Below are 22,705 nucleotides of genomic sequence, written 5' to 3'. Positions count from 1 at the left end.
CGGGCTCGGACCCGGCACCGAAAACAACGCTTTTTCCGGGAGATGGAAGCGCGGGTCAAGAGGCGCATGGGTAGCTAAACATCGCGACCATACTGCCTATATAGGCGGCATGCGTCCCCAAGACATCCTGATGCCAGTTGCCGCCGGTCTCTGCTGCAAGCCGGGTGGCTTTCATATCGATCCGGTCCGCCCGGTCGAGCGCGCGATCATCACCCATGGCCATTCCGACCATGCGCGGGCCGGCCATGGCGCGGTGCTGGCCACCCAGGAGACGCTCGACATGATGCGGCTGCGCTATGGCGACAATTTTGCCGGCTCCACACAGGCGGTTCGTTACGGCGAGGAGATCAGGCTCGGCGACATCAAGGTGAAATTGCATCCCGCCGGCCATGTGCTGGGCTCGGCGCAGATCGCGGTCTCCTGCAAGGATCTCTGCATCGTCGCCTCCGGCGACTACAAGGATGCGCGCGACCCGACCTGCGCGCCGTTCGAGATCGTGCCCTGCGATGTCTTCATCACGGAGGCGACCTTCGGCTTGCCGGTGTTCCGGCACGGCAATGCGGCGGACGAGGTGAAGAAGCTATTGGCATCGGTGGCGCTGTTTCCGGAGCGCGCGCATCTGGTCGGCGCCTATTCGCTCGGCAAGGCGCAGCGCGTGATCGCGCTGCTCCGCGAGGCCGGCTATGACGCGCCGATCTATCTGCATGGCGCGATGGAGAAGATCACGCGGTATTACGAGAGCCGCGGGATTGCGCTCGGCGACTTGCGCCCGGTTCGCGGCATGAAGAAGGCCGAGCTTGCCGGCACCATCACGCTGGCGCCGCCGACGGCAACCTCCGACATCTGGACCCGGCGCTTTCTCGACCCGGTCACGGCCTTTGCCTCGGGCTGGATGCGAGTGCGCGCCCGCGCGCGGCAGCGCGGCGTCGAACTGCCCTTGGTGATCTCTGACCATGCCGACTGGGACGGGCTGACCGCGACGATCGGCTTAACCGGCGCCGGCGAAGTGTGGGTGACGCACGGCCAGGAAGACGCGCTGGTGCATTGGTGCAAGACCAAGGGTCTTGCCGCGCGTCCGCTCGACCTCGTCGGCTATGGCGACGAGGAGGAGACCGAGGCCGTGCTCGAGGGCGAGGAAGGCGGGGCATGAACCGTTTCGCCGAACTGCTGGATCGCCTCGCCTATGAGCCCGGCCGCAACAATAAACTCAAACTGCTCACGGCCTATCTGCGCGACACCGAAGATCCCGACCGCGGCTATGCGCTGGCGGCGCTCACCGGCGCGCTGTCGTTCAAACACGCCAAGCCGGGCCTGATCCGCGACCTGATCATGGAGCGCACCGATCCGGTGCTGTTCGGATTCTCCTATGACTACGTCGGCGACCTTTCGGAAACGGTGGCGCTGATGTGGCCGAAAGTGGCGCTGGCGGGCCACAATAATCCCCCGCCCCCGACACTGACCGAGGTCGTCACCCGGCTGCGCACGCTCGGCAAGACCGAACTGCCGACGCAGCTTGCGCGCTGGCTGGACGAACTCGACGAGACCGGACGCTGGGCGCTGCTAAAGCTCGTCACCGGCGCGATGCGGATCGGGATTTCGGCGCGGCTGGCGAAGACCGCGGCCGCGGCACTTGGCGAGAAAGACCCGCACGAGATCGAATTGATGTGGCCGGGGCTGGCGCCGCCCTATCTCGATCTGTTCGCCTGGCTGGAGGGCCGGGCCGAAAAACCTGTCAACCGCGACCCGGCGCCGTTCCGCCCGGTGATGCTGGCGCATGCGATCGAGGATGCGGATTTTGTGAATCTCGATCCGGCCGATTTCATCGCCGAATGGAAGTGGGACGGCATCCGCGTGCAGGCGGTCTCCGGCCGCGACGAGCGCGGGCACTTGCAGGCGCGGCTCTATTCGCGGACCGGCGAAGACATCACCAAGAGCTTTCCGGATTTGCTGCCCTCGCTGCATCTGCCTGGCGCGATCGATGGCGAGCTGCTGGTGCTGCGCGACGGGCGGGTGCAGACCTTCAACGTGCTGCAGCAGCGGCTGAACCGCAAAGTCGTGTCGCCGAAACTGATCAAGGATTATCCGATCCATCTGCGCGCCTATGATCTGCTCGGCGACGACGAGAACGATCTGCGCGAACTGCCGTTCGAGGAACGCCGCGCGCATCTGGAAAGCTTCATCAAGAAGCTCGCCGATCCGCGCATCGACCTGTCGCCGACCGTCCCCTTCGCCGATTGGCCCGCGCTGACCGCGGCGCGCGCTGATCCGGCCGGCGCCGGCGCGGGGCTCGATGCGGAAGCGGTCGAGGGCGTGATGCTGAAACGGCGCGATGCGCCCTATCTGCCGGGCCGGCCGAAGGGGCAATGGTGGAAGTGGAAGCGCGATCCGCACATCATCGACGCGGTCCTGATGTATGCGCAGCGCGGCCACGGCAAGCGCTCGTCCTATTATTCTGATTATACCTTCGGCGTCTGGACCAATGGCGATGCTGGCGACGAGCTGGTGCCGGTCGGCAAGGCCTATTTCGGCTTTACAGATGAGGAATTGTTGCAGATCGACCGCTTCGTCCGCCGCAACACCACCGAGAAATTCGGACCCGTCCGCCACGTCGTGCACGAGCCGGACCAGGGGCTGGTGCTGGAAGTCGCGTTCGAGGGTCTGCAGCGCTCACCACGTCACAAATCCGGCGTCGCGATGCGCTTTCCGCGCATCAACCGATTGCGCTGGGACAAGCCGCCGCGCGAGGCCGACCGGCTGGAGACGCTGGAGCGGATGCTGAAGAGTGTGACGGCAAATTAAAGGTTCCAGGCATGTATGATAAGCATTGACGGCGCGGCGCGGGTTCCCCATGTGCTCCGCCTTGCCTATAATGCGGATGCAGACCCGCGAGGAGACAGCAATGCCTGACGACGTCCGTGACTTGCCGGCCAGCCAGAATGACGGTTTGTACCGCTTTCTCGGCGGCTCGCCGCTGTCGGTCGCCTTCCGGCTGATCCTCTTGTCGATCCTGGTCGGCGTGGTGCTCGCGGCTGTTGGATTCGATCCCTGGAACATCATCCACAGCATCCGCCTGCTGTTCCAGCGGCTGTGGGACCTGGGGTTCGACACCATCAACTGGCTGTGGCGCTATTTCCTGCTTGGCGCCGTGATCGTGATCCCGGTCTGGCTGTTGTCGCGGCTGTTCGGCACGCCGCGCGGCCGCTAGCTGTCGCGGACCGGGGCGATGCAACTGCGATTTGTCGGCTGCGGTGACGCCTTCGGCTCCGGCGGCCGCGCGAACACCTGCTTCCACGTCACCGGCAGAAGCGTCAATTTCCTGATCGATTGCGGCGCGTCCTCGCTGCCGGCCATGAAGCGGCTCGAGATCGCGCGCGATGAGATCGATCTGATCCTGATCACGCATTTCCACGGCGATCATTTCGCCGGCCTGCCGTTCTTCCTGCTCGATGCGCAGTTCTCGCGACGCAGCCGGCCGCTTGTGATCGCGGGGCCTGAGGGTATCGAGACGCGGCTGCCACAGGTGATGGAAGCGCTGTTCGAGCATTCGTCGAAGACAAAGCAGCGCTTCGATCTCTCCGTCGTACCGCTGGTGCCGGAACAAAGCCGCAGCTTCGGCGCGGTGAAGGTGACGCCCTATCCGGTGGTGCACGGCGAATCCGGCGGGCCGTTCCTTAGCCTTCGCATCGAGGCCGAGGGCCGCGTCATCGCCTACAGCGCCGACACCGAATGGACGGAGGCGCTGATCCCGGCGGCGCGCAACGCCGACCTGTTCATCGCGGAAGCCTATACCTACGACAAGATCGTCAAGAACCATCTCAGCCTGACGACGCTGGAATCGCATCTGCCCGAGATCGGCGCCAAGCGGCTGGTGCTGACCCATATGAGCGATGATATGCTCGGCCGCGTGGACGAGCTGCCCTACACCACTGCCAGCGACGGCATGGTGGTGGTGTTCTAGCAGATGCACGCACCAAACCCATCCGCCGAGGTCACGAGCAGGCAGGTGTTCGCCATCGCGGGTCCCGCGATGATCGCGAACCTGACGACGCCGCTGATCGGGATCGTCTCCACCACCGCGATCGGACGATTGGATGACGCGGCGCTGCTCGGTGGGGTCGCGATGGCCTCCGTGCTGTTCGACTGCATGTTCTGGCTGTTCGCATTCCTGCGCATGAGCACGGTCGCCTTCACCGCCCAGTCGCTCGGCGCCGGCGAGACGCAGGAACTGCGTGCGATCCTGGTGCGCGGCTTCATCGTCGCGGCAGTCATCGGCGCCGCGCTGATCGTGCTGCAGGTGCCGCTCTCGGCGATCCTGCTCAGCGCGATGGGCGGCAGCGAGGGCGTGACGGCAGCCGCGAAGACCTATTTCCTGATCCGCATCTGGTCGGCGCCGCTCGCGCTCGCCAATTACGTCGTGCTCGGCTGGCTGATCGGCCAGGCGCGGGCGACGTTGGCGCTGTCGACGCAGATCGCGATCAACGTCGTCAACATGGCGGCGACCATGCTGCTGGTGCTGGTGTTCAATCTCGGCATCGCCGGCGCGGCGGTCGCCGCTGTGATCGCGGAAGCGGCCGGGCTGGTGCTCGGCATCCTCATCGCGCGGCATCTCACCGGCGGACAGCTCGACATCCCGCCCGGCACGCTGTTTGCGCGCGAAAAACTGATGCGGATGCTCGCGGTCAACCGCGACATCATGATCCGCACCGCAGCGCTGATCACGGCGTTTTTGTTCTTCACCGCGCAAGGCGCCCGCGCCGGCGACGTCACGCTGGCGGCGAATGCGGTGTTGAACAATTTCCTGCTGGTCAGCGCCTTCTTCCTCGACGGCCTCGCCAATGCCGCCGAGCAGCTTTGCGGCCGCGCCTATGGCGCGCGCGACCGCTATGCGTTTGCCGGTGCGGTCCGGCTGGTCATTGTCTGGGGCTTTGTGTTCGCGCTCGCGGTGATGGCGGCGTTCGCGCTGTTCGGGCCGGCGCTGATCGATATCATGACCGCGAACACGGAGGTGCGGCAGGCTGCACGCGCGTTCCTGCTGTTCGTGATCCTGTCGCCGCTGCTGGCGGTGTTCGCCTTCGCCTATGACGGCGTCTATATCGGCGCGACCTGGGCGCGCGACATGCGCAATCTGATGGTGCTGTCGCTCGTGATCTTCCTCGCCGCTTGGTTCCTGCTGCGCCCCTTCGGCAATGCCGGGCTGTGGACCGCGCTGCTGGTGCACTACGCCGCGCGCGGCGGATTGGAAGCGCTGCGCTATCCGGCGCTGTTCAGGGCGTCATTTCTCAAGCCGGAGATGCCGTAGCCCGGATGGAGCGCAGCGCAATCCGGGGCCTTCAGTGTTGCGGAGAGCGGCTTCCCGGATTGCGCTTCGCTCCATCCGGGCTACGAAGACTCTACCGCACCGGCCAGTCCTCGGCCGTGATGGTCGCGGCATCAGCGCCGACGATTTCGGACAGCGAGTCGCGGCCGGTGCGCAGGAGCGTCGAGGAGAGATCGCGCTTGATGTCGTCGACGAGACCGAGGCCCTTATAGACCAGCGCGGAGTAAAGCTGGATCAGGCTGGCGCCGGCGCGGATTTTTGTCAGCGCGGCGCCGCCGGAATCGATGCCGCCGACGCCGATCAGAGGAAACGCACCCTCCGCGCGCACGTAGGTCTCCGCCACCATCCGCGTCGACAGGCGGAACAGCGGCCGGCCTGAGAGACCGCCCTGCTCTTTCGCGCGGGCCTGCTCGCGCAAGATCGAGGGCCGCGCCAGCGTGGTGTTGGCGACGATCATGCCGTCGACGCGCCGCGAGCGCGCAATGTGGACGACGTCGTCGAGCTCGGCGAGGCTCAGATCCGGCGCGATCTTCAAGAGCACCGGCGAGTCGCCGGCATTCTTCCGCACCCGCTCGCGGGTATCGATGACCCGCGCCAGGAGGTCGTCGAGCGCCGCCGATTGCTGCAGATTGCGCAAGCCCGGCGTGTTCGGCGAGGACACGTTGATGGTGAAGTAGCTCGCGACCGGCGCAAAGGTCTCGATCAGCTTCACATAGTCGGCGGTACGATCAGGCGAATCCTTGTTGGCGCCGACATTGACGCCGACGATGCCGGAAAGATGCGCGCGGCTGGCGAGCCGCCGCAGCACCACCGCCGCGCCGTCATTGTTGAAGCCCATGCGGTTGATGACGGCCTCATCCCGCTCGAGCCGGAACAGCCGCGGCCTGGCATTGCCGGCCTGCGGCAGCGGCGTCACCGAGCCAATCTCGACAAAGCCGAAGCCGAGCTTGAGCAGCGCATCGGGCGCCTCCGCGTTCTTGTCGAAGCCCGCGGCCATGCCGATCGGATTGGGAAAATTCAAGCCGAACGCTCGCACCGCGAGCTTCGGGTCATCCAGCCGCTGGCGGATCGGCGGCAGGAAGCGCAGGCCCTGGATCGCCAGCCGGTGGGCGTCCTCCGGATCGAGCCAGCGCAGCAGCGGCAGCGAGACGGCATCGAAGGCGCGGATCACGGGAGCTGCTCCGGGATCACATGGGTGCCGTCGGCGCGTGCCGGCAGGTCGTAGACCGCGGTGACCGCACCGAGATCGAGCTCGCCATAGAGATGCGGAAACAATTCATCGTTACGGGAAGGCTCCCAGCGGAGGGTGTCACCAAGTGCATCAGCGTCAACCGCGATCAGGAACAGGCCGGTCTGACCGAAAAAGTGCTTCCGCGCGGTCCCGGCGAGTTGGGATGCGGTGGAGAAGTGGATGAAACCGTCGCGCAGATCGTCGGCACTACCCCGATACACCCCGGCCCGCTCGGCCTCGCGCCAGGCCGAGGCAGGGCTGATTTTATAGATCGTGCGCACCTTTCCGGTGTCCCCTGCTTGTCGCTTGAGTCTGTTGGGGTTTTCCCGAAACTGGTCGGGTCAGTGAGGGAACGTATCGACGCCCGTGGCGCAACTCAAGCGCCACAGCAGGGCCGATTGGGGACATTTGCGGAAAGCCGCGGGTTCCGGCAATAATTCCTAAATCCGAACGGCGGAATTCCGATGGTCAGACCGCCCAAGCAATCGCGCCTGCTCACCCACGGCCAGGTCTGGGCCGCGCTGGACCGGCTTGCGGAGCGCGCCGGAATGTCGCCGTCCGGGCTTGCCCGGCGCGCCGGGCTGGACCCCACGACCTTCAACAAGTCCAAACGCATCACCGCCGACGGCCGCGAGCGCTGGCCATCGACCGAATCGGTCGCCAAGGCGCTCGCCGCGACCAATGTGTCCATCGACGCCTTCGTGCAGTTGATCGGCGATGGCGGCGGCCGCGGCGGCCCCTCGGTGCCGCTGATCGGCCTCGCCGAGGCGGCGGCAAGCGATGCTTTCGACGACAACGGCTTTCCGACCGGCAAAGGCTGGGACGAGGTGGCGCTGCCGACGATCCCGGACGAGCACGCCTACGCGCTCGAAATCTCCGGCGATACGCTGCGGCCGGTTTTCCGCGAGGGCGACATCATCCTGGTGTCGCCCTCAACCCCGATCCGCCGCGGTGACCGCGTGGTGCTGCGGACGAAGGACGGTGAGATGCTGGTGAAGGAGTGCAAACGCCGCACGGCAAAGACGCTCGAATTGCAGTCGTTCAATCCGGCGGAGCCGGATCGCACGCTCGCAGCCGAGGATGTGGCCTGGATCGCGCGGATCGTGTGGGTGAGGCAGTGAGGGCAGCGCGGGCGAAGATACCGCTCCGCACATGCTTGATACCTCGAACCAGGTTTCGAGGGCTACGACTTCGAAGCTTGAATCATATCCGTAACGGATCCGCCAATGCACTAGATTTGCTTCCGCTTTCGGCGAGATAGTGGCCATAGCCGCGTCTGCCGGTGGCTCGCCCTCGTAGCAAATGACCCGACCCAGACATCAGGCGATTTCCCGTCTTGTGCCGCTATAGAAGGGATATTGTTGCAAAAGTCGAAAATCGAATAACCCTAAAAATCTCGCGAAAGGTGGTCTCTGGACTTCTCTGCTTCAGCGTAGCTTTTCATTGCCACTACGGACGTCCGCGATCGATTTTGGATGAAACGTCCCTCGCGTCGACGCGCGTAAAATGCATCAGCGATCTCTAGAGCATGATCCGGAAAAGTGGAAACCGGTTTTCCCTCGCGACAAACGCGAAGCGTTTGCGCGGAGATCATGCTCAAACAAAAAGATAGAGCGGGATGACGATTCGAAGAAAAATCATCACGCTCTAAGAAGATATCCGTTAAAAAAAAGCGCCACGATGTAACCTCAGCGGTTTGACATCGTCACCTGACCGCAGATTCACCCGAATGAAAACGACCGCGGGGGGAACTTTCGGTTTCGCTCCGAGTCATATTTGTGACGCGATGCGGCCTGGCCGCTGAGGAGGGAAGCCAAGGGAGAGATCATGCCAAAGTCCCGCCTTGGAATGGCTGCGGCCGGCCTTGCCCTGGTCGTTCTGGGAGCGCTGCCGAGCGCGGCCGAGGCGGGCCTCCGCCTGCGCGTTGGCGGCCCCGTCGGTGTCGCGCGCTTCGCGATGGCCGGCATGATGTCGGTCGCAGGTCTCCGGCGCGCACGCATGGCGGCGCGCCACAGCCGCGTCCGAATGGCTGCCTTAAGACCGCAAGATCTTCAGACCGCAAGATCTTCGCTCCGCCGCCGAGTCGATGCGCCCGAGTGAGCGCGCGCAGCTCACTGCCGTCGCGGCGCTGGCCGGCTGGCAGGGCGGCCGAGCTGCGCAAGGCTGGTGGCAGCACGCCGACGGTTCATACGGCTGGGTCGGTCCGCTGTTCTGGCCGTTCGCCTATAGCGATCTCTATGACTACGCGCTTCTCAGTGATGGCAGCGGCTTCTGGGCCTATGGCTACGGCGATCTCTACGCCGCGATCTTCTCGCCTTACGCTGCGAGCGATCTCTCAGCGTTTGCGGCCGAGCGCCCCGCCGGGAGGCGGCATCGCAAAGCGCCCTCCGTGCAGGAGGAGCTCTGTGGCGGCGACACCGCCGAGACGACCGGCGTTGCCCTCGAGCGGATCGGCCGGGTGGTCGCGGCGAACGAGGCGCAACGCACAGCCTTCGACGAGCTCGCGAGCGCCTGGACTTCCGCCGGCGACACCATCCGCGCCTCCTGTCCAGCACAGGCCGCAACCACCGCGCTGGAACGGCTCGCGGCCATGCAGAGCCGCGTCAACGCGATGCTGAGCGGAGTTGAGGCCGTTCAGCCGGCATTCCAAAAGTTCTACGATCTCCTGAGCGATGAGCAGAAGGCGCGGCTCAACGCGCCCCAACGCGACCGCCGCGCTAACGCTGCGGCCGCGAAGCTGAAGGAGATGCAGGACGCCGCCTGCCAGGCGAGCCGCGAACCGCAGGACGAGCAACAGGCCGAAAAGCAATACCGCCAGCTCGTCGCCCAGCAATGGCCCCTCGACGACATCGCCGCCAGCCTGAAACTGAACGATACCCAACGCGCCGCGCTCGAATTGGTGCAGGACACCACGATGGGCACCATGGAAGCCTTAAGCGCATGTCCGCCAAAGGACGCGCTCACCCCGCCGGCCCGCCTTAAGGCCGCAAAGGCGCGGTTGGAAGCAATGCGAGAGGCGATCGGAAGCGTGAACGACGCGGTCGACGATTTCTATTGGTACCTGAGTGACGAGCAGAAGACGCAGTTCGAGGGGCTCGGGCCGAAGAAGCAGGGGGTGTGATTTTTCCATCGTCAAGCGGCGCTGATCGGCTAAGGCAGCACTTCGCATCCCCTGTCGCATTTGCTAGTCGTCCGTTAAGAAGCGGAATAGCTGGGCTGGACATGCGAGCGTGCGCTAGAGCGTGATGATTTTTCTTCGAATCATCATCTCGCTCTAGCTTTTTGTTTGAGCATGATCTCCGCGCAAACGCTTCGCGTTTGTCGCGAGGGAAAACCGGTCTCCACTTTTCCGGATCATGCGCGAGTACGTGAAATGCGCCGGCTCGCCCGGCTTGATTGCCGCGTCGGTTCAGGACAAGCTCACTGACGGAGCTCGGAGAAGCGAGGGCGCTCGGAGAGGAAATGGCGCGCATTATTGTCATCGGTGCGGGATTCGCCGGCCTCTGGGCTGCCATCGGCGCTGCGCGCAAGCGCGATGAGATCGGCCGGATGGCCGAGGTCGAGATCCTCGTGATCGACCGCAATCCCTATCACAACATTCGCGTTCGCAATTATGAAGTCGACCTGACCAAGGCGGCGATCCCGCTTGCCGAGGTGCTGGACCCTATCGGCGTCGCTCATGGGGTTGCCGAGGTGCAAGCGATCGATGCGGTCAAACAGCAGGTGAGCGTTATAACGCGCGACGGCCCGGAGGTTTTGACTTACGATCGGCTGGTATTGGCGCTTGGCAGCGAACTGGCGCGTCCGGCGATTCCGGGCCTCGCCGCCAACAGCTTCGACGTGGACACCTATGCGGCTGCCGTCCGGCTCGACGCACACCTCGCAGCGCTCGGCGCAGCGGCGCCATCGGAAGCGCGCTCCACGGTGGTCGTGGTCGGCGCCGGTTTCACCGGGATTGAAGTCGCAACCGAGATGCCGAGCAAGCTCGATCGCGCCGCCATCACCGGCGATCGACGCATCATCCTCATCGACCCCAATCCCGCGGTTGGCGTCACGATCGGCGATAACGCCCGCCCGGTCATCAATGAGGCGCTCTCGGCGCTCGGCGTCGAAACGCGGCTGGGCGTGACGGTTGCCGCGCTCGACGCAAATGCCATCACGCTCAGTTCGGGGGAGATCATTCCCACACAAACAGTCGTGTGGTGCGCGGGCATGCGCGCAAGTCCGCTGGCTGAGACGCTGGATGTCGAACGGGACCGATATGGTCGCGTCATCGTCGATCAATTCATGCGCGCAACTGGTGCAACGAATGTCTTTGCCGCCGGCGACGTGGCTTGCAGTTTCGTGGACGGCGTCCACTGCTCCGTGATGTCCTGCCAGTTCGCCCGGCCGATGGGCCGCTTCGCAGGCCACAATGTCGTCGCCGACCTGTTCGGGCGGACGATGCTGCCGCTACATATCGATTGGTATGTCACCGTGCTCGATCTCGGCGCATGGGGGGCCTTGTACACGGAAGGATGGGATCGCCAGGTGCGCACCAGCGGGGCCGCCGCCAAATTGACCAAGCAGACCATCAATCACGTGCGGATCTATCCGCCACGGACAGGTGATCGTGCGGAGATTCTCGCGGCTGCGGCGCCAACACTGCAGGCGCCGCCGGCCGTGCGATCGTAAGCCTCGGACTCGGACGCATCGCGCGATGATGCCGTCATTGCGAGCCAACGGGTCGGCGCGTAGCGCCGCCCGATGACAGGCTCCGCGAAGCAATCCATGCCTCCACTTGCGGAAACATGGATTGCTTCGTCGCTTCGCTCCTCGCAATGACGGCTAGATGCAGGCGCGAACAAAACTACGTCGCGTAGTCCGGCTCCTTGCGGTCCAGCATGCGCTTCAGCGCATCGAAGTGGCGCTGCGCCGGGCTTGGGCCCTTGTAGAGACTGCTACCGCCGATATCGCGCATGGTCTTTTCGACCACGGGAGCAGGCAGCTTCTTCAATAGCTGTCCGGTCCACATCGCGTAGATCTGCACCTGCGCTGCGCGCTCGATGTAATAGAGCCGGTCATAGGCCTCCGCGACGGTCGCGCCGACGGTCGAGATGCCATGATTGGCCATGAACAGGATCGTCTTGTCGCCGATCACCTTCGCGAGCCGCGCGCCTTCGGCCGGATCGAGCGCCGGGCCGGTATATTCATCGTCATAGGCGATCTCGCCGGCCATGCCGACTTCGGTCTGCCCGATCTCCTTGATGCGGGGATCCTCGAGCCGCGTCAGCGCGCTGGCAAACGGCATGTGGGTGTGGAACACCGCCTTCGCCTGCGGCAGCGCCTTGTGGATCGGGGCGTGGATGCAAAAACAGGAGCGCTCGACCTCACCCTCGCCGCGCTTGATCTCGGCATCGTCGATGCCGACTTCCATGAAGCAGGAAGCGGTGACCTCCGACCAGTGCGTGCCGAACGGAATCTGGTAGTAGCGATCGCTGCGGCCGGGCACCACGAAGGTCAGATGGTTGAAGATGCCTTCGCTGAAGCCCTGGATGAAAGCGAGCCGGTGCGCGGCGGCAAGATCGACGCGCGCCTGCCACTCTGCGGCGCCTTGATCGGTGAGCGTGTCCGGTGAAACCCTGAACTGCATGTTGATCCTCCCTTGCGCCCCTCTGCTGGCGGCTTGTTATTGGCGCAGTCTAGCTCAAATCGCCGTCGCTCCGCTTGAAATTACCGTGCACCAACTATCCCGATTTCGCAGGGCGCGACGGGCTGCGCGATGCGAAGCAGTAGGGTGGGCAATGCGTAGCGTGCCCACCTCTTCTTGCACCGCTCTTGAGGGTGGGCACGCTGCGCTTTGCCAACCCTACGCGATTCATCCCGATTTCGCGGGACGCGCGCGGTGTATTGGCGGCAGTTGGCAGCATGTTTTCGATAGAACAACGCGGCAAGACACAGTTTGCGTTGGCAAAGCCGGCGACGTTCGCCCTACAGTGAGGATGAGGAGATCTGTCTCGGATGACTGCTGGCACTGAAAGAAACCCCGATCGCAAGACCATTGCCATCGTCGGCCTCGGAAGCATCGGCGGCATCATCGCCGGCCTGTTGCGCGCGGCCGACCGGCACGATGTGATCGCCTGCGTCAGGCGGCCGCTCGATCGTCTCGTGGTCGAGCGCGCGGAAGGCACAATCGATGTTCCGCTTCGCGCCCTGACTGATCCGCAGCAGGCCAACCCGGTGGACTGGGTGTTGTTCTGCACCAAGGCGCAGGACACGCCTTCAAGCGCGCCGTGGCTTGCAAAACTCTGCGGCGCCGGCACGCGGGTCGCGGTCCTGCAAAACGGCATCGGGCACAAGGAGCGGCTGGCGCCGCTGGCCGGGCCCGCGACCATCGTTCCTACTCTCGTCTATTACAATGGCGAGCGATTGGCGGTGGACCGCGTTCGCTTCCGGCGTGCCGGCGACTATGAGTTCACGGTCGCGGACGATGCGGACGGGCGAGCGTTCGAAGCTCTGCTCGAAGGAACGGATATGCGGGTGCTACGCAGCGAGGATTTCGCCACGCGCGCCTGGCGAAAGCTCCTGATCAACGCGGTCGCCAATCCGATCACTGCGCTGACGTTGCTGCGGCAGGCGGTGTTCCGACGCGAAGACGTCAAGACGCTGTGCCTTGCCATCCTCGAAGAGGCCGTTGCCGTCGGGCGCGCCGATGGCGCACGCCTGGATGCGGACGAAGCCGAGCGAACGCTGGCGACGCTGCTCACCTATCCACCCGACGCCGGCACCTCGATGTATTTCGATCGCCTCGCCGGCCGGCCGTTCGAAGCCGACGCGCTCACCGGCGCGATCGTCGCGGCGGGCGAACGACAGGGCGTGGCGACGCCGCTTAACGGCCTCCTGCTGACGCTGTTGCGCGCGACCAGCGATGGATTGCGTGATGCGCCGATGACCCGGTGAAGTTATCGTAGCCCGGATGAAGCGCAGCGCAATCCGGGACAGCCGACGTCATCTGGTGCAGGGGTCCCCGGGTTGCGCTTCGCTTCACCCGGACTACTACTGCAGCGAGTTGTAGGGTGGGCAAAGCGAAGCGTGCCCACCTCTTCTTGCATCGCTCGTGATGGTGGGCACGCTGCGCTTTGCCCACCCCTACGATTTCGGCTGTCATTGCCGCGCCATCATTTGCAACCTCACGTTTACCTGGAATCGGATATTGCAGAGCCCTTCTTCAAACCCTTGGGGGCTCACTTGGACCGTCGACATTTATTGAAAGCACTGGCCGGACTTGCCGTTTGTCCGCTCTGCACGGCCACCGGCGTTGCCGCGGAAGGCGGACACTGGGGTTATGAGGGAGAGGCAGGGCCCGGCAAGTGGGGCGAGCTGGACACCGGCAGCAAGGCGTGCGCCCTTGGATCGCAGCAATCGCCGATCAATATTACTTCAACCATCAAATCGCAGTTGGCGGCGCTGAAGCTTGCCTGGGGCAAGACCGCCGACACCATCGTCAACAACGGGCACACCATTCAGCTCAATTTTGCCGAGGGCTCTACGCTCAAGCTCGGCGACACCACCTACAAGCTGGTGCAGGTTCATTTCCACCGGCCGAGCGAACATCTGGTCGGCGGCAAGAATTTTCCGATGGAAGCGCATTTCGTCCATCGCGCCGATTCCGGCGCGCTGGCGGTGATCGGCGTGCTGATGAAGGAAGGCAAGGCGAATGCGACCTTCGGCAAGATCGTCGCCACCATGCCCACGAAGGAAGGGCCGGCGGTGAAAGCGGATAGCAGCATCAATCCGAACGCGCTGTTGCCGGCGAAGCTCGGCTATTACCGCTACCCCGGCTCGTTGACGACGCCGCCCTGCTCGGAAGTTGTCGAATGGCTGGTGCTGACCGACCCGATCCAGGTCGCGGCCGCCGATGTCGCGGCCTTCGCCAAGCTCTATCCGATGAACGCGCGCCCGGTACAGAACGACAATCGCCGCTACGTGCTGCAGTCGAGCTGAGTCCGTAGCCCGGATGGAGCGAAGCGTAATCCGGGACAGAAGAAGTTGCGGCCCGTGAAGGTCCCCGGGTTGCGCTTCGCTCCACCCGGGCTACGGCAGGCGTGCCATTCTACGACGAGCGCGCCAATGCGCCGTCGATCATGTCGACGGCGTTCTGGATGCCGTAGACCGCGACGAAGGAGCCGAAGCGCGGGCCTTTCTCCTGGCCGAGCAGGACCTGGTAGAGCATGTTGAACCAGTCGAGCGAGACGCCGGGGCGGCCGTCCTTGCCCTTCTTCACGGGATCGAGGAACGGCTCGCGGCGGCCGATCTCGTAGACCACGTTCTGGATGTCCTCCGCGGTCGAGTCCGCCGGCATGTTGGACAGCGCATCACGCAGGTCCTGCAACGCCGCACGCTCGCTCTCGGTCGGTTCGCGGAATTGCTTCGAGGGCGCGACGAAGTCGCGGTAGTAGTTGATGGCATAGCCGACCATCGCATCCAGTTTTGGATGGCTCTCGGGCGTCACGCCCGGGCGATAGCGGCCGATGAAGCCCCACAACGTCTCGGCATTCTCCGCATTCGACGACGACACCAGCGTCAAGAGAAGCTGGAAGGTGACGGGCATGTCCACCTTCGGCGGATGGCCGGAGTGGATGTGCCAGACCGGATTCTGCAATTGCTGCCGGCCTTCCTGGCGCGGGAAGGCGTCGACGAACTGCTGGTATTCGTCGACATTGCGCGGGATCACGTCGAAGTAAAGCCGCTTGGCCGCCTTGGGCTCGCGGTACATGAACAGCGACAGCGATTCCGGCGAGGCGTAGCGCAGCCATTCGTCGATGGTCAGGCCGTTGCCCTTCGACTTCGAGATCTTCTGGCCCTTCTCGTCGAGGAACAGCTCGTAGTTGAAGCCTTCCGGGGGCGTGCCGCCGAGCGCGGTGCAGATCTTGCCCGACAGCTTCACCGAATCGATCAGGTCCTTGCCGGCCATCTCATAGTCGACGCCGAGCGCATACCAGCGCATCGCCCAGTCCGGCTTCCACTGCAATTTGCAGCGCCCACCGGTGACGGGGACCGTGACGCTCTCCTTGGTCTCGGGGTCTTCATAGGAGATGGTGCCGGCCTTGGCGTCGTGCGCCGTGACCGGCACATAGAGCACGAGCCCGGTGCGCGGGCAGATCGGGAGGAACGGCGAATAGCTCGCGGCGCGCTCCTCGCGCAAGGAGGGCAGCATGATCGCCATCACCTTCTCGATCCGCTCCAGCATCCGCAGCAGCGCGGCATCGAAGCGGCCCGAGGTGTAGTAGTCGGTCGAGCTGGCGAATTCGTAATCGAAGCCGAACTGATCGAGGAAAGCGCGCAGCCGCGCATTATTGTGCTCGCCGAAGCTCGGATGCGTGCCGAAGGGATCGGGCACCTTCGTCAGCGGCATGCCGATGTGCTGCTCCAGCAGCTCCTTGTTCGGGACATTGTCCGGCACCTTGCGCAGGCCATCCATGTCGTCGGAGAAGGCGAGCAGGCGCGTCTTGATCTTGTCCTCGGTGAGCACGCGGAAGGCGTGGCGCACCATGGTGGTGCGCGCGACCTCGCCGAAGGTCCCGATATGGGGCAGGCCGGACGGGCCGTAGCCGGTCTCGAACAGCACCTCGTCCTTCGGATTTTTTTTCAGCCGCGCGACAATCGCTTTCGCCTGCTCGAACGGCCAGGCATTGGATTGTTCGGCGAGCGCACGCAGATCGCTCGGGCTTGCGGCAAGGTCGGTCACGGACATTTAAACGAACTTTCTCCGAGATAAGGAAAACGGCCGGTTTGATAGCATAATCGTCATTGCGAGCGAAGCGAAGCAATCCATTTCTCCGCTTGCTGAGACAGTGGATTGCTTCGTCGCTTCGCTCCTCGCAATGACGAGAAGCGGTGTGTTTTCAGCCGCTAGAACGGGCTGACGGAAAAATAGCGCAGCCACAGGTCGGTGTAGCGGCCTTTTTCCCAGAGCCGGAACAGGGCCCAGTTCAACGCCTGCCGGAGCAGGTCGTTGCCCTTGCGGACAGCAATGCCGATGCCCTCGCCGAAGAAGCGGCTCTCGACGAACGGGCCGCCGGAGAAGGCGCAGCATTCGGCCGAATCCGTGCCGTTGATCCAGAACGCGAGCGCGATCGCGTCGCCGAAGATGAAATCGACCTCGCCGCGGCGAAGCGCTTGCCTGAGCGCATCGTCATTGGGGTAGGCGTGGAGCTCGGCGTCGGTGAACATCGCCTTCAGATAGGCTTCATGCGCAGTGCCGCCGATGACGCCGACCTTCTTGCCTTCGAGATATTCCGGCCGCACTTCCGGCAGCACGGCGTCGCGCCGCGACGCGAAGCGGGCCGGCGCGCGGTAATAGGGATCGGAGAAATCGACCCTTGTGCGCAATTGCGGCGTCACCGCCATCGAGGCGATGATGGCATCCCCCCGGTTGGTGGCGAGCGCATCCACCAACGTCTCGAAACGGCGCATCTGGATGGTGCAGGTGACCTTGATCTCCTCGCAGATCGCCCGCGCCAGGTCGACGTTGAAGCCGGCCGGATTGCCGTCCGGACCGGTGAAGTTGAACGGCGGATAATCGGTCTCAGTCAGGAACCGGATCACAGTGATGCGCGACAGGTCCGGCCGCTCCGGCCGCCGCCGCGGATCCCAGAAGCCGGGCACGGCCTGCGGCGCCGCCTCGACAGGCGGCTTCGGCGGCGGAGTTTGCTGCTGTGGGGTTTGTGCATTCGCCGCGCCGCTACAGACAGCCAAAGCCGCTACGACGAGCCATCCGGCCATGGCGCGGATAGCACGGGAGATGTCGAGCGGGGCGGTCTGATCGGACATTTGGCCGGGCAATGTTGCGGAATTGGACGGCCTTATAGACCATCCGGGGCATGATGCGAGGGCCTAGTGGCAATTCAAAGATAGCGCTTGAGGTCGGCCGCGGCCTCTTCCGGCGTGCGCTTGAGGTTGAAGGGGGAGACGAACTTGCCGTCGCGATCCATCAGATAGATCAGCGCGGTGTGGTCCATGGTATAGTCGCCGTCTTTCAGCGGGACCTTCTTGGCATAGACGCGGTAGGACGACAGCACCTTGGCGATGGCATCAGGGGCGCCGGTGAGGCCCTTCAAATGCGGGTCGAAGCTGGAGAGATAATCCTTCATCGCCGCCGCGGTGTCGCGCTCCGGATCGACCGAGACGAAATAGGCGTTCACTCTGTCGGCGTCCTGGCCCATCGCCCGCAGCACTTCGGAAATCTCGAACAGCGAGGTCGGGCAGACGTCGGGGCAATGGGTGAAGCCGAAGAAGATCAGGGTCGGCTTGCCCTTCAGGCTCTTGTCGGTGACGGTCTGGCCGGCCTGGTCGGTGAGCTGGAATGGGCCGCCGATCGCCGACGGCGCGGTCATGCTGCGCAGGCCGCCCATGGTCCAGAACAACAGCAATAGCCCGACCGCCAGGCTGCCGGCGAAGGCGGCCACGATCACAAGCGGGCGGGAGGTCCGATCCATGAAAAAAATCCTTTCGGCCGTTTATTGTTTGAGCATCACCTTACCGGGAAAACCGGTGCCCACTTTGCGCTGGCGCAGCCCTCCGGGTCCGGGTCATGCTCAGAAACAAGCCGACACGCCGGCCGCGATGGTCTCGAAGAACACCGCCGTGCCGTAATGGAACCAGAGCGCGCCCGCGCCCAGCACCATGAGCGCGCCCAAGCCCGCAGCGCCCCAGGCAATGGCGGACGCCACCTTGCCCTGTGCCGAGGCAGACGCGGTCATTCCATGCGAGGCGGAAACCGGCTGAACCATCTCATTGAAATAAGCTCGGTTCCGCCGCCCGGCAAGCGCAATGCTGCGGCGCGCCGTCACATCGTGCGGAGGGAATTACGGAGCTATCGCCACTCGTCATGCCCGGGCTTGACCCGGGCATCCACGTCTTCCTTCACATCAAAAACGTGGATGGCCGGGTCAAGCCCGGCCATGAGGCAGAGGACGACCGCGCCCCTAGCGCGATCGGTTCGCGGAGGCCTGGGCGTCGAGGTAGCAGGGCCGGAACATGGCCTGCAGGGCCTTGCCGCGCAGGAAGATCATCCGCGGGGTGAGGCCGCCGCGCGAGGCGATCCAGCGGCGGATCGAAGCCGGGTACATCGAGTACAGCATCTGGGTCGCTTCGGGATTGGTGATGGCGCGGCCGTTGGCGCCGAAATCCCAGGCGGCGTGGAAACCGAGATTGGCATGCGAGGTGACGCAGATCCGACTATGGGGAACCGCGCCGAGCACGATGGTGCAGGCCGACGCGCAGAGGCCGTCGATGATGACGGTTTCGCCGGAACTGCGAAGGCCTTGATATCTGTCGACGTAAGTGCCGATCCTGCCGCCCCGATCGTCGGCGATCCGTACCACCGCATGCGAAACCCCCATGCCCGCCAGCAGGAGTACCGCCGCGAGCAACCCCGTCATCAACTTCATGGCCTGCCCCAGTCGAATATCGAATCTGTTGGTTTTCAGTGATGCAAGACTTCGGCCAGCGTGTTGCGAGGCCGGATTTTTGTCCAGCCGTCACGGGTCGGTCAAAACAAATTCAAATCGAGTGTTGCGCGCACGCTGCAGTTTGCGGATGAAAGATCCCATACTGGAACAACCTTACCGTGTCCTCGCGGAACAGCCGCCACAAGCGAGCCCGATTCGCCGTTGACCGCGCGCGTACGCACAGGTCTCATTCACAGGGAACTCGGGGGAGGAAAGAAATGGCTGAGGATGTAGACGTCATTGTGGTCGGCGCAGGTTTGGCAGGCCTTGTTGCCGCCACAGAGATTACCGATGCGGGAAAACGCGTCATCGTGGTCGAGCAGGAAGGCGAACAATCGCTCGGTGGCCAGGCGTTCTGGTCGTTCGGCGGATTGTTCCTGGTCGATTCGCCGGAGCAGCGCCGGCTCGGCATCAAGGACTCTCACGAGCTCGCGCTGCAGGACTGGATGGGAACGGCGGGCTTCGATCGCGATGAAGACCATTGGCCGCGGCGCTGGGCGGAAGCTTACGTCGCTTTCGCCGCCACCGAGAAGCGCGACTGGCTGCGCGCGATGGGCCATCGATTGTTTCCGATCGTCGGCTGGGCCGAGCGCGGCGGCTATGACGCAATGGGCCACGGCAATTCAGTGCCGCGCTTTCACGTCACCTGGGGCACCGGGCCCGGCATCGTCGAGCCGTTCGCGCGCCGCGCGCGCGAGGCCGAGAAGAGCGGCCGGCTGATCTTCAAATTCCGCCATCGTGTCGATGCGCTACAAGTGACGAACGGCGCGATCGACGGCGTCACCGGCGCGATCCTCGAGCCGACCGACGTGGAGCGCGGCAAGAGTTCGTCACGCAATGTGGTCGGCGAATTCTCGCTGCGCGCGCAAGCGGTGATCGTGGCGTCCGGCGGCATCGGCGGCAATCATGACCTCGTGCGGCAGAACTGGCCGAAGCGATTGGGCGAGCCGCCGAAGCACATGATCTCCGGCGTGCCCGAACATGTCGACGGCCGCATGATCGGGATCACCGAGGCGAGCGGCGCGCGGCTGATCAACCGCGACCGGATGTGGCACTACGTCGAGGGCATCCAGAACTGGTCACCAATCTGGCCGAAGCACGGCATCCGCATCCTGCCCGGGCCATCATCGATGTGGTTCGATGCGACCGGACGGCGGCTGCCGGCACCGCTGTTTCCCGGCTCCGACACGCTCGGGCAACTGCAATACATCATGAGCACCGGCCATGATTATTCCTGGTTCATCCTGACCCAGAGCATCATCAAGAAGGAGTTCGCGCTCTCGGGCTCCGAGCAGAACCCGGACCTCACCGGCAAGAGCTGGCGCATGACGATCAAGCGCGCCGCCAACAAGGGCGCGCCGGCGCCGGTGGAAGCGTTCAAGACAAACGGCGTCGACTTCATCGTGCGCGACAGGCTCGAGGATCTCATCGCGGCGATGAACCAGCTTTCCGGCGAGAACCTTTTGAAGCTCGATCACATCCGAACGCAGATCGAGGCGCGCGACCGCGAGATCGCAAACGCTTACGTCAAGGACGCGCAGGTGATGAACCTGCACAATGCGCGCAAATATATCGGCGACCGCCTGATCCGCACCGCCGCGCCGCATCGCATCCTCGATCCCGCGCATGGACCGCTGATCGCGGTGAAGCTCAACATCCTGACCCGCAAGACGCTCGGCGGATTCGAGACCGATCTCGATGCGCGGGTGTTCGGGAGTGACGGCGAGATCATCAGGGGACTCTACGCCGTCGGCGAAGCCGCTGGCTTCGGCGGCGGCGGCATGCACGGCTATCGCTCGCTGGAGGGGACCTTTCTGGGCGGCTGCCTGTTCTCCGGACGAAACGCGGGACGCGCCGCGGCGAAAGCCGTGCGATAAATCGCAGTCCCGTAGTCCGGATGGAGCGAAGCGCAATCCGGGATTCTTCGATCCACACATCGAGTTGCCCCGGATTACGCGGAGCCTGTCATCGGGCGCGCATTCGCGCGACCCGTTGGCTCCATCCGGGCTACAAGAGACCATAAGAGACGACTCGCCAGAGCTTGACCGCTGCGCTAGGTAGTCACCGCCAATCAACGGGAGAACAATATGACCATTCAGCGTTTTGAAACCGGGCCGCGGATGAGCCAGGTCGTCGTGCATGGCAACACGGTGTATCTGGCCGGCATCGTCGCCAACAAGACGGCCGGTGAAAGCGTGACGAAGCAGACGGAGGAGATCCTCTCGATCATCGACGGCCATCTGGCAAAGGCCGGCACCGACAAATCGAAACTGCTGACGACGACGATCTACATCACCGACATGAAGACGTTCGGCGAGATGAACGCGGTGTGGGACCGTTGGGTGTCGCCAGGCAACACGCCGGCGCGCGCTACCGTCGAGGCCAAGCTGGCGGCGCCCCAATACACTGTCGAGATCATGGTGACCGCGGCGAAGTAAGCGCCCATTGCACGAGAATGGCGATGCCGATCGTTACGTGCGGCCGGCATCGCGCACTTCGTTGAGCCTGATCGAGCGACTTCCATTGTCGAGGCAGCCTATGCGGCCATGACGTTCGTCTCGAAGAACGCCTTGAGCCCGACAAAAGTCACATCGGGCCGGGTGATGACATGGACTGGAATCTCCCGCAGATAGGAATCGAACCGCCCCTTGCTGGTGAAGCACGGACCAAAATCCGATCCCGCCAGATGATCGACGAAACGAGGCACGATGCCGCCGGCGATATAGACGCCGCCGCGGGCGCCGAAGGTCAGCGCCAGATTGCCGCAGACCATGCCGAGCATCGCGCAGAACATGTCGAGCGCCGCCCGGCTCGTCGCGCAGCTCCCGTCAAGCGCGGCCTGCGTGATCGAGGCCGCATCGCGCGCGGGCGCGCCGGCGCCGTCGATGGCGTTCAAGGCGTCATAGAGGTGGGTGAGGCCGGACCCGGATAGCGCACGTTCAATCGAAACGTGGCCGAAGCGCCCACGCAGGTGATCGATCACCCGCTCCTCCCGTTCCGAAGTCGCCGGCAAGGTGGCATGGCCGGCTTCGGTGATGATCGCCACGGGCGGCTTGCTCGACGGAACCAGACAGGACGCGCCAAAGCCGGTCCCCGGCCCAACCACGAGCATGGGAGCGCCGGCGACCGGAGTGGGGCTGCCGAGCGACACCAGGTCGGAAGCTCCCAGAGCCGGCAGCGACCAGGCCAGCGCCTCGAAATCATTGAGGAAATGCGCGGCCGCGAAGGCGAATTGTTGGCGCAGGCTGGCCGCATCGAACATCCACGGGCTGTTGGTCAGCACCACGCGGTTGTTCTCGATCGGGCCCGCGATGCCGAAGATCGCCGCAGTGGCAACGCCGCCCGTCGCGTGGCGGGCAAGGAAGGCGGCGATCGCCTCCGCCGAGGTCGGATAGTCGGCGACCTTGACATGTTCGATGGGGCCGATCTGACGACCCCTGACGAGCGCGAAACGCGCATTGGTGCCGCCGATATCGGCGAGCAATGCTTGGCTGATCCCGGTCATTGCCTCCGTTCCTGTCAAGCTGCGGTCGGTGCGCGGATGCGTCCATCAGTCGTTTGCCGGTTCCGATCCGCGTCCGCCGGTTGGCGGCGATGATATCCAAGTATCACCGAGCGGCAGCTTTGGGAATCGGCCGCTGCATGGGTTGATCAACATTAACCAGG

22 protein-coding genes are annotated in these 22,705 nt (G+C 64.3%); 13 read left to right on the top strand and 9 right to left on the bottom strand.

The genetic code is table 11. The annotated features are described in order from the left end of the window. Positions 1–109 precede the first annotated feature (109 nt). The 5 genes from CWO89_RS05780 to CWO89_RS05760 all read left to right on the top strand — a co-directional run bounded on the left by CWO89_RS05780 (position 110) and on the right by CWO89_RS05760 (position 5,299). On the top strand, positions 110–1,150 hold the full coding sequence (locus CWO89_RS05780; RefSeq protein WP_130577676.1) for a ligase-associated DNA damage response exonuclease: 1,041 nt from the start codon (positions 110–112) through the stop codon (positions 1,148–1,150). Then, positions 1,147–2,799, top strand: coding sequence for an ATP-dependent DNA ligase (locus CWO89_RS05775; RefSeq protein WP_130577675.1), 1,653 nt, complete (start codon positions 1,147–1,149; stop codon positions 2,797–2,799). Before CWO89_RS05780 ends, CWO89_RS05775 begins: the two co-directional genes overlap by 4 nt. Positions 2,800–2,899: 100 nt before the next feature. Next, positions 2,900–3,205, top strand: a complete 306-nt coding sequence (locus CWO89_RS05770) for a DUF6460 domain-containing protein (RefSeq protein ID WP_165421018.1) — start codon at positions 2,900–2,902, stop codon at positions 3,203–3,205. Between the two features lie 18 nt (positions 3,206–3,223). Then, positions 3,224–3,958, top strand: a complete 735-nt coding sequence (locus CWO89_RS05765; RefSeq protein ID WP_130577673.1) for an MBL fold metallo-hydrolase — start codon at positions 3,224–3,226, stop codon at positions 3,956–3,958. Positions 3,959–3,961: 3 nt separating this feature from the next. Further along, on the top strand, positions 3,962–5,299 hold the full coding sequence (locus CWO89_RS05760; RefSeq protein WP_130577672.1) for an MATE family efflux transporter: 1,338 nt from the start codon (positions 3,962–3,964) through the stop codon (positions 5,297–5,299). A gap of 91 nt (positions 5,300–5,390) precedes the next feature. Here CWO89_RS05760 and CWO89_RS05755 read toward each other — a convergent pair whose 3' ends face one another. Both CWO89_RS05755 and CWO89_RS05750 read right to left on the bottom strand, forming a co-directional pair. Beyond that, a complete protein-coding gene (locus CWO89_RS05755) occupies positions 5,391–6,488 on the bottom strand; it encodes a quinone-dependent dihydroorotate dehydrogenase (protein ID WP_130577671.1) in 1,098 nt (365 codons plus the stop codon). Further along, positions 6,485–6,829: a DUF952 domain-containing protein gene (locus CWO89_RS05750; protein ID WP_130577670.1), complete on the bottom strand. Its 345-nt coding sequence runs from the start codon at positions 6,827–6,829 to the stop codon at positions 6,485–6,487. Before CWO89_RS05750 ends, CWO89_RS05755 begins: the two co-directional genes overlap by 4 nt. A gap of 183 nt (positions 6,830–7,012) precedes the next feature. On the opposite strand from CWO89_RS05750, the gene CWO89_RS05745 reads away from it, so the two are divergent. From CWO89_RS05745 to CWO89_RS05735, 4 genes are all read left to right on the top strand, one after another. After that, positions 7,013–7,669, top strand: a complete 657-nt coding sequence (locus tag CWO89_RS05745; RefSeq protein ID WP_207234408.1) for a S24 family peptidase — start codon at positions 7,013–7,015, stop codon at positions 7,667–7,669. Between the two features lie 706 nt (positions 7,670–8,375). After that, positions 8,376–8,648 (top strand): hypothetical protein, encoded by a 273-nt coding sequence (locus CWO89_RS49080; RefSeq protein WP_349644864.1) that lies wholly within the window; start codon positions 8,376–8,378, stop codon positions 8,646–8,648. Next, complete coding sequence (locus tag CWO89_RS05740) at positions 8,635–9,669, top strand: Spy/CpxP family protein refolding chaperone (RefSeq protein ID WP_349644863.1); 1,035 nt, start codon at positions 8,635–8,637, stop codon at positions 9,667–9,669. The genes CWO89_RS49080 and CWO89_RS05740 overlap by 14 nt, the downstream gene beginning before the upstream one ends. 341 nt (positions 9,670–10,010) lie before the next feature. Further along, complete coding sequence (locus CWO89_RS05735; RefSeq protein ID WP_130577669.1) at positions 10,011–11,222, top strand: NAD(P)/FAD-dependent oxidoreductase; 1,212 nt, start codon at positions 10,011–10,013, stop codon at positions 11,220–11,222. Positions 11,223–11,397: 175 nt separating this feature from the next. Here CWO89_RS05735 and CWO89_RS05730 read toward each other — a convergent pair whose 3' ends face one another. Then, the gene (locus CWO89_RS05730; protein WP_245475754.1) at positions 11,398–12,180 is read right to left on the bottom strand and encodes a class II aldolase/adducin family protein; all 783 of its coding nucleotides are present in this window, start codon (positions 12,178–12,180) and stop codon (positions 11,398–11,400) included. Positions 12,181–12,548: 368 nt separating this feature from the next. Here CWO89_RS05730 and CWO89_RS05725 point away from each other — a divergent pair, with 368 nt between their 5' ends. Next, a complete protein-coding gene (locus CWO89_RS05725) occupies positions 12,549–13,487 on the top strand; it encodes a 2-dehydropantoate 2-reductase (RefSeq protein ID WP_130577667.1) in 939 nt (312 codons plus the stop codon). A gap of 288 nt (positions 13,488–13,775) precedes the next feature. After that, a complete protein-coding gene (locus tag CWO89_RS05720) occupies positions 13,776–14,531 on the top strand; it encodes a carbonic anhydrase (protein WP_130577666.1) in 756 nt (251 codons plus the stop codon). A 109-nt stretch (positions 14,532–14,640) separates the two neighbouring features. On the opposite strand, the gene CWO89_RS05715 is transcribed toward CWO89_RS05720, so the two are convergent. The 5 genes from CWO89_RS05715 to CWO89_RS05700 all read right to left on the bottom strand — a co-directional run bounded on the left by CWO89_RS05715 (position 14,641) and on the right by CWO89_RS05700 (position 18,979). Continuing rightward, complete coding sequence (locus CWO89_RS05715) at positions 14,641–16,281, bottom strand: lysine--tRNA ligase (protein ID WP_130577665.1); 1,641 nt, start codon at positions 16,279–16,281, stop codon at positions 14,641–14,643. Positions 16,282–16,439: 158 nt separating this feature from the next. Beyond that, complete coding sequence (locus CWO89_RS05710; protein WP_130577683.1) at positions 16,440–17,312, bottom strand: ABC transporter substrate-binding protein; 873 nt, start codon at positions 17,310–17,312, stop codon at positions 16,440–16,442. Positions 17,313–17,434: 122 nt separating this feature from the next. Then, complete coding sequence (locus CWO89_RS05705; protein ID WP_130577664.1) at positions 17,435–18,025, bottom strand: SCO family protein; 591 nt, start codon at positions 18,023–18,025, stop codon at positions 17,435–17,437. Positions 18,026–18,124: 99 nt separating this feature from the next. Next, positions 18,125–18,289 (bottom strand): hypothetical protein, encoded by a 165-nt coding sequence (locus CWO89_RS45710; protein ID WP_245475753.1) that lies wholly within the window; start codon positions 18,287–18,289, stop codon positions 18,125–18,127. A 225-nt stretch (positions 18,290–18,514) separates the two neighbouring features. Then, positions 18,515–18,979, bottom strand: a complete 465-nt coding sequence (locus CWO89_RS05700) for a hypothetical protein (protein ID WP_130577663.1) — start codon at positions 18,977–18,979, stop codon at positions 18,515–18,517. A gap of 278 nt (positions 18,980–19,257) precedes the next feature. Between CWO89_RS05700 and CWO89_RS05695 the strand changes: the two genes are divergently transcribed. After that, positions 19,258–20,916, top strand: coding sequence for an FAD-binding dehydrogenase (locus CWO89_RS05695; RefSeq protein WP_130577662.1), 1,659 nt, complete (start codon positions 19,258–19,260; stop codon positions 20,914–20,916). Positions 20,917–21,126: 210 nt separating this feature from the next. Next, complete coding sequence (locus CWO89_RS05690; RefSeq protein ID WP_130577661.1) at positions 21,127–21,477, top strand: RidA family protein; 351 nt, start codon at positions 21,127–21,129, stop codon at positions 21,475–21,477. A gap of 98 nt (positions 21,478–21,575) precedes the next feature. Here the strand turns inward: CWO89_RS05690 and glk are convergent, their stop codons facing one another. Then, positions 21,576–22,544 (bottom strand): glucokinase, encoded by a 969-nt coding sequence (glk, locus tag CWO89_RS05685; RefSeq protein ID WP_130577660.1) that lies wholly within the window; start codon positions 22,542–22,544, stop codon positions 21,576–21,578. Positions 22,545–22,705: the final 161 nt, after the last annotated feature.

It is taken from the genome of Bradyrhizobium sp. Leo170 (assembly GCF_004296405.1).
In the GTDB taxonomy this organism is placed as follows: domain Bacteria; phylum Pseudomonadota; class Alphaproteobacteria; order Rhizobiales; family Xanthobacteraceae; genus Bradyrhizobium.
The sequence above is the reverse complement of the archived record's forward strand: the minus strand, read 5'-3'. Positions and strand labels throughout refer to the sequence as shown.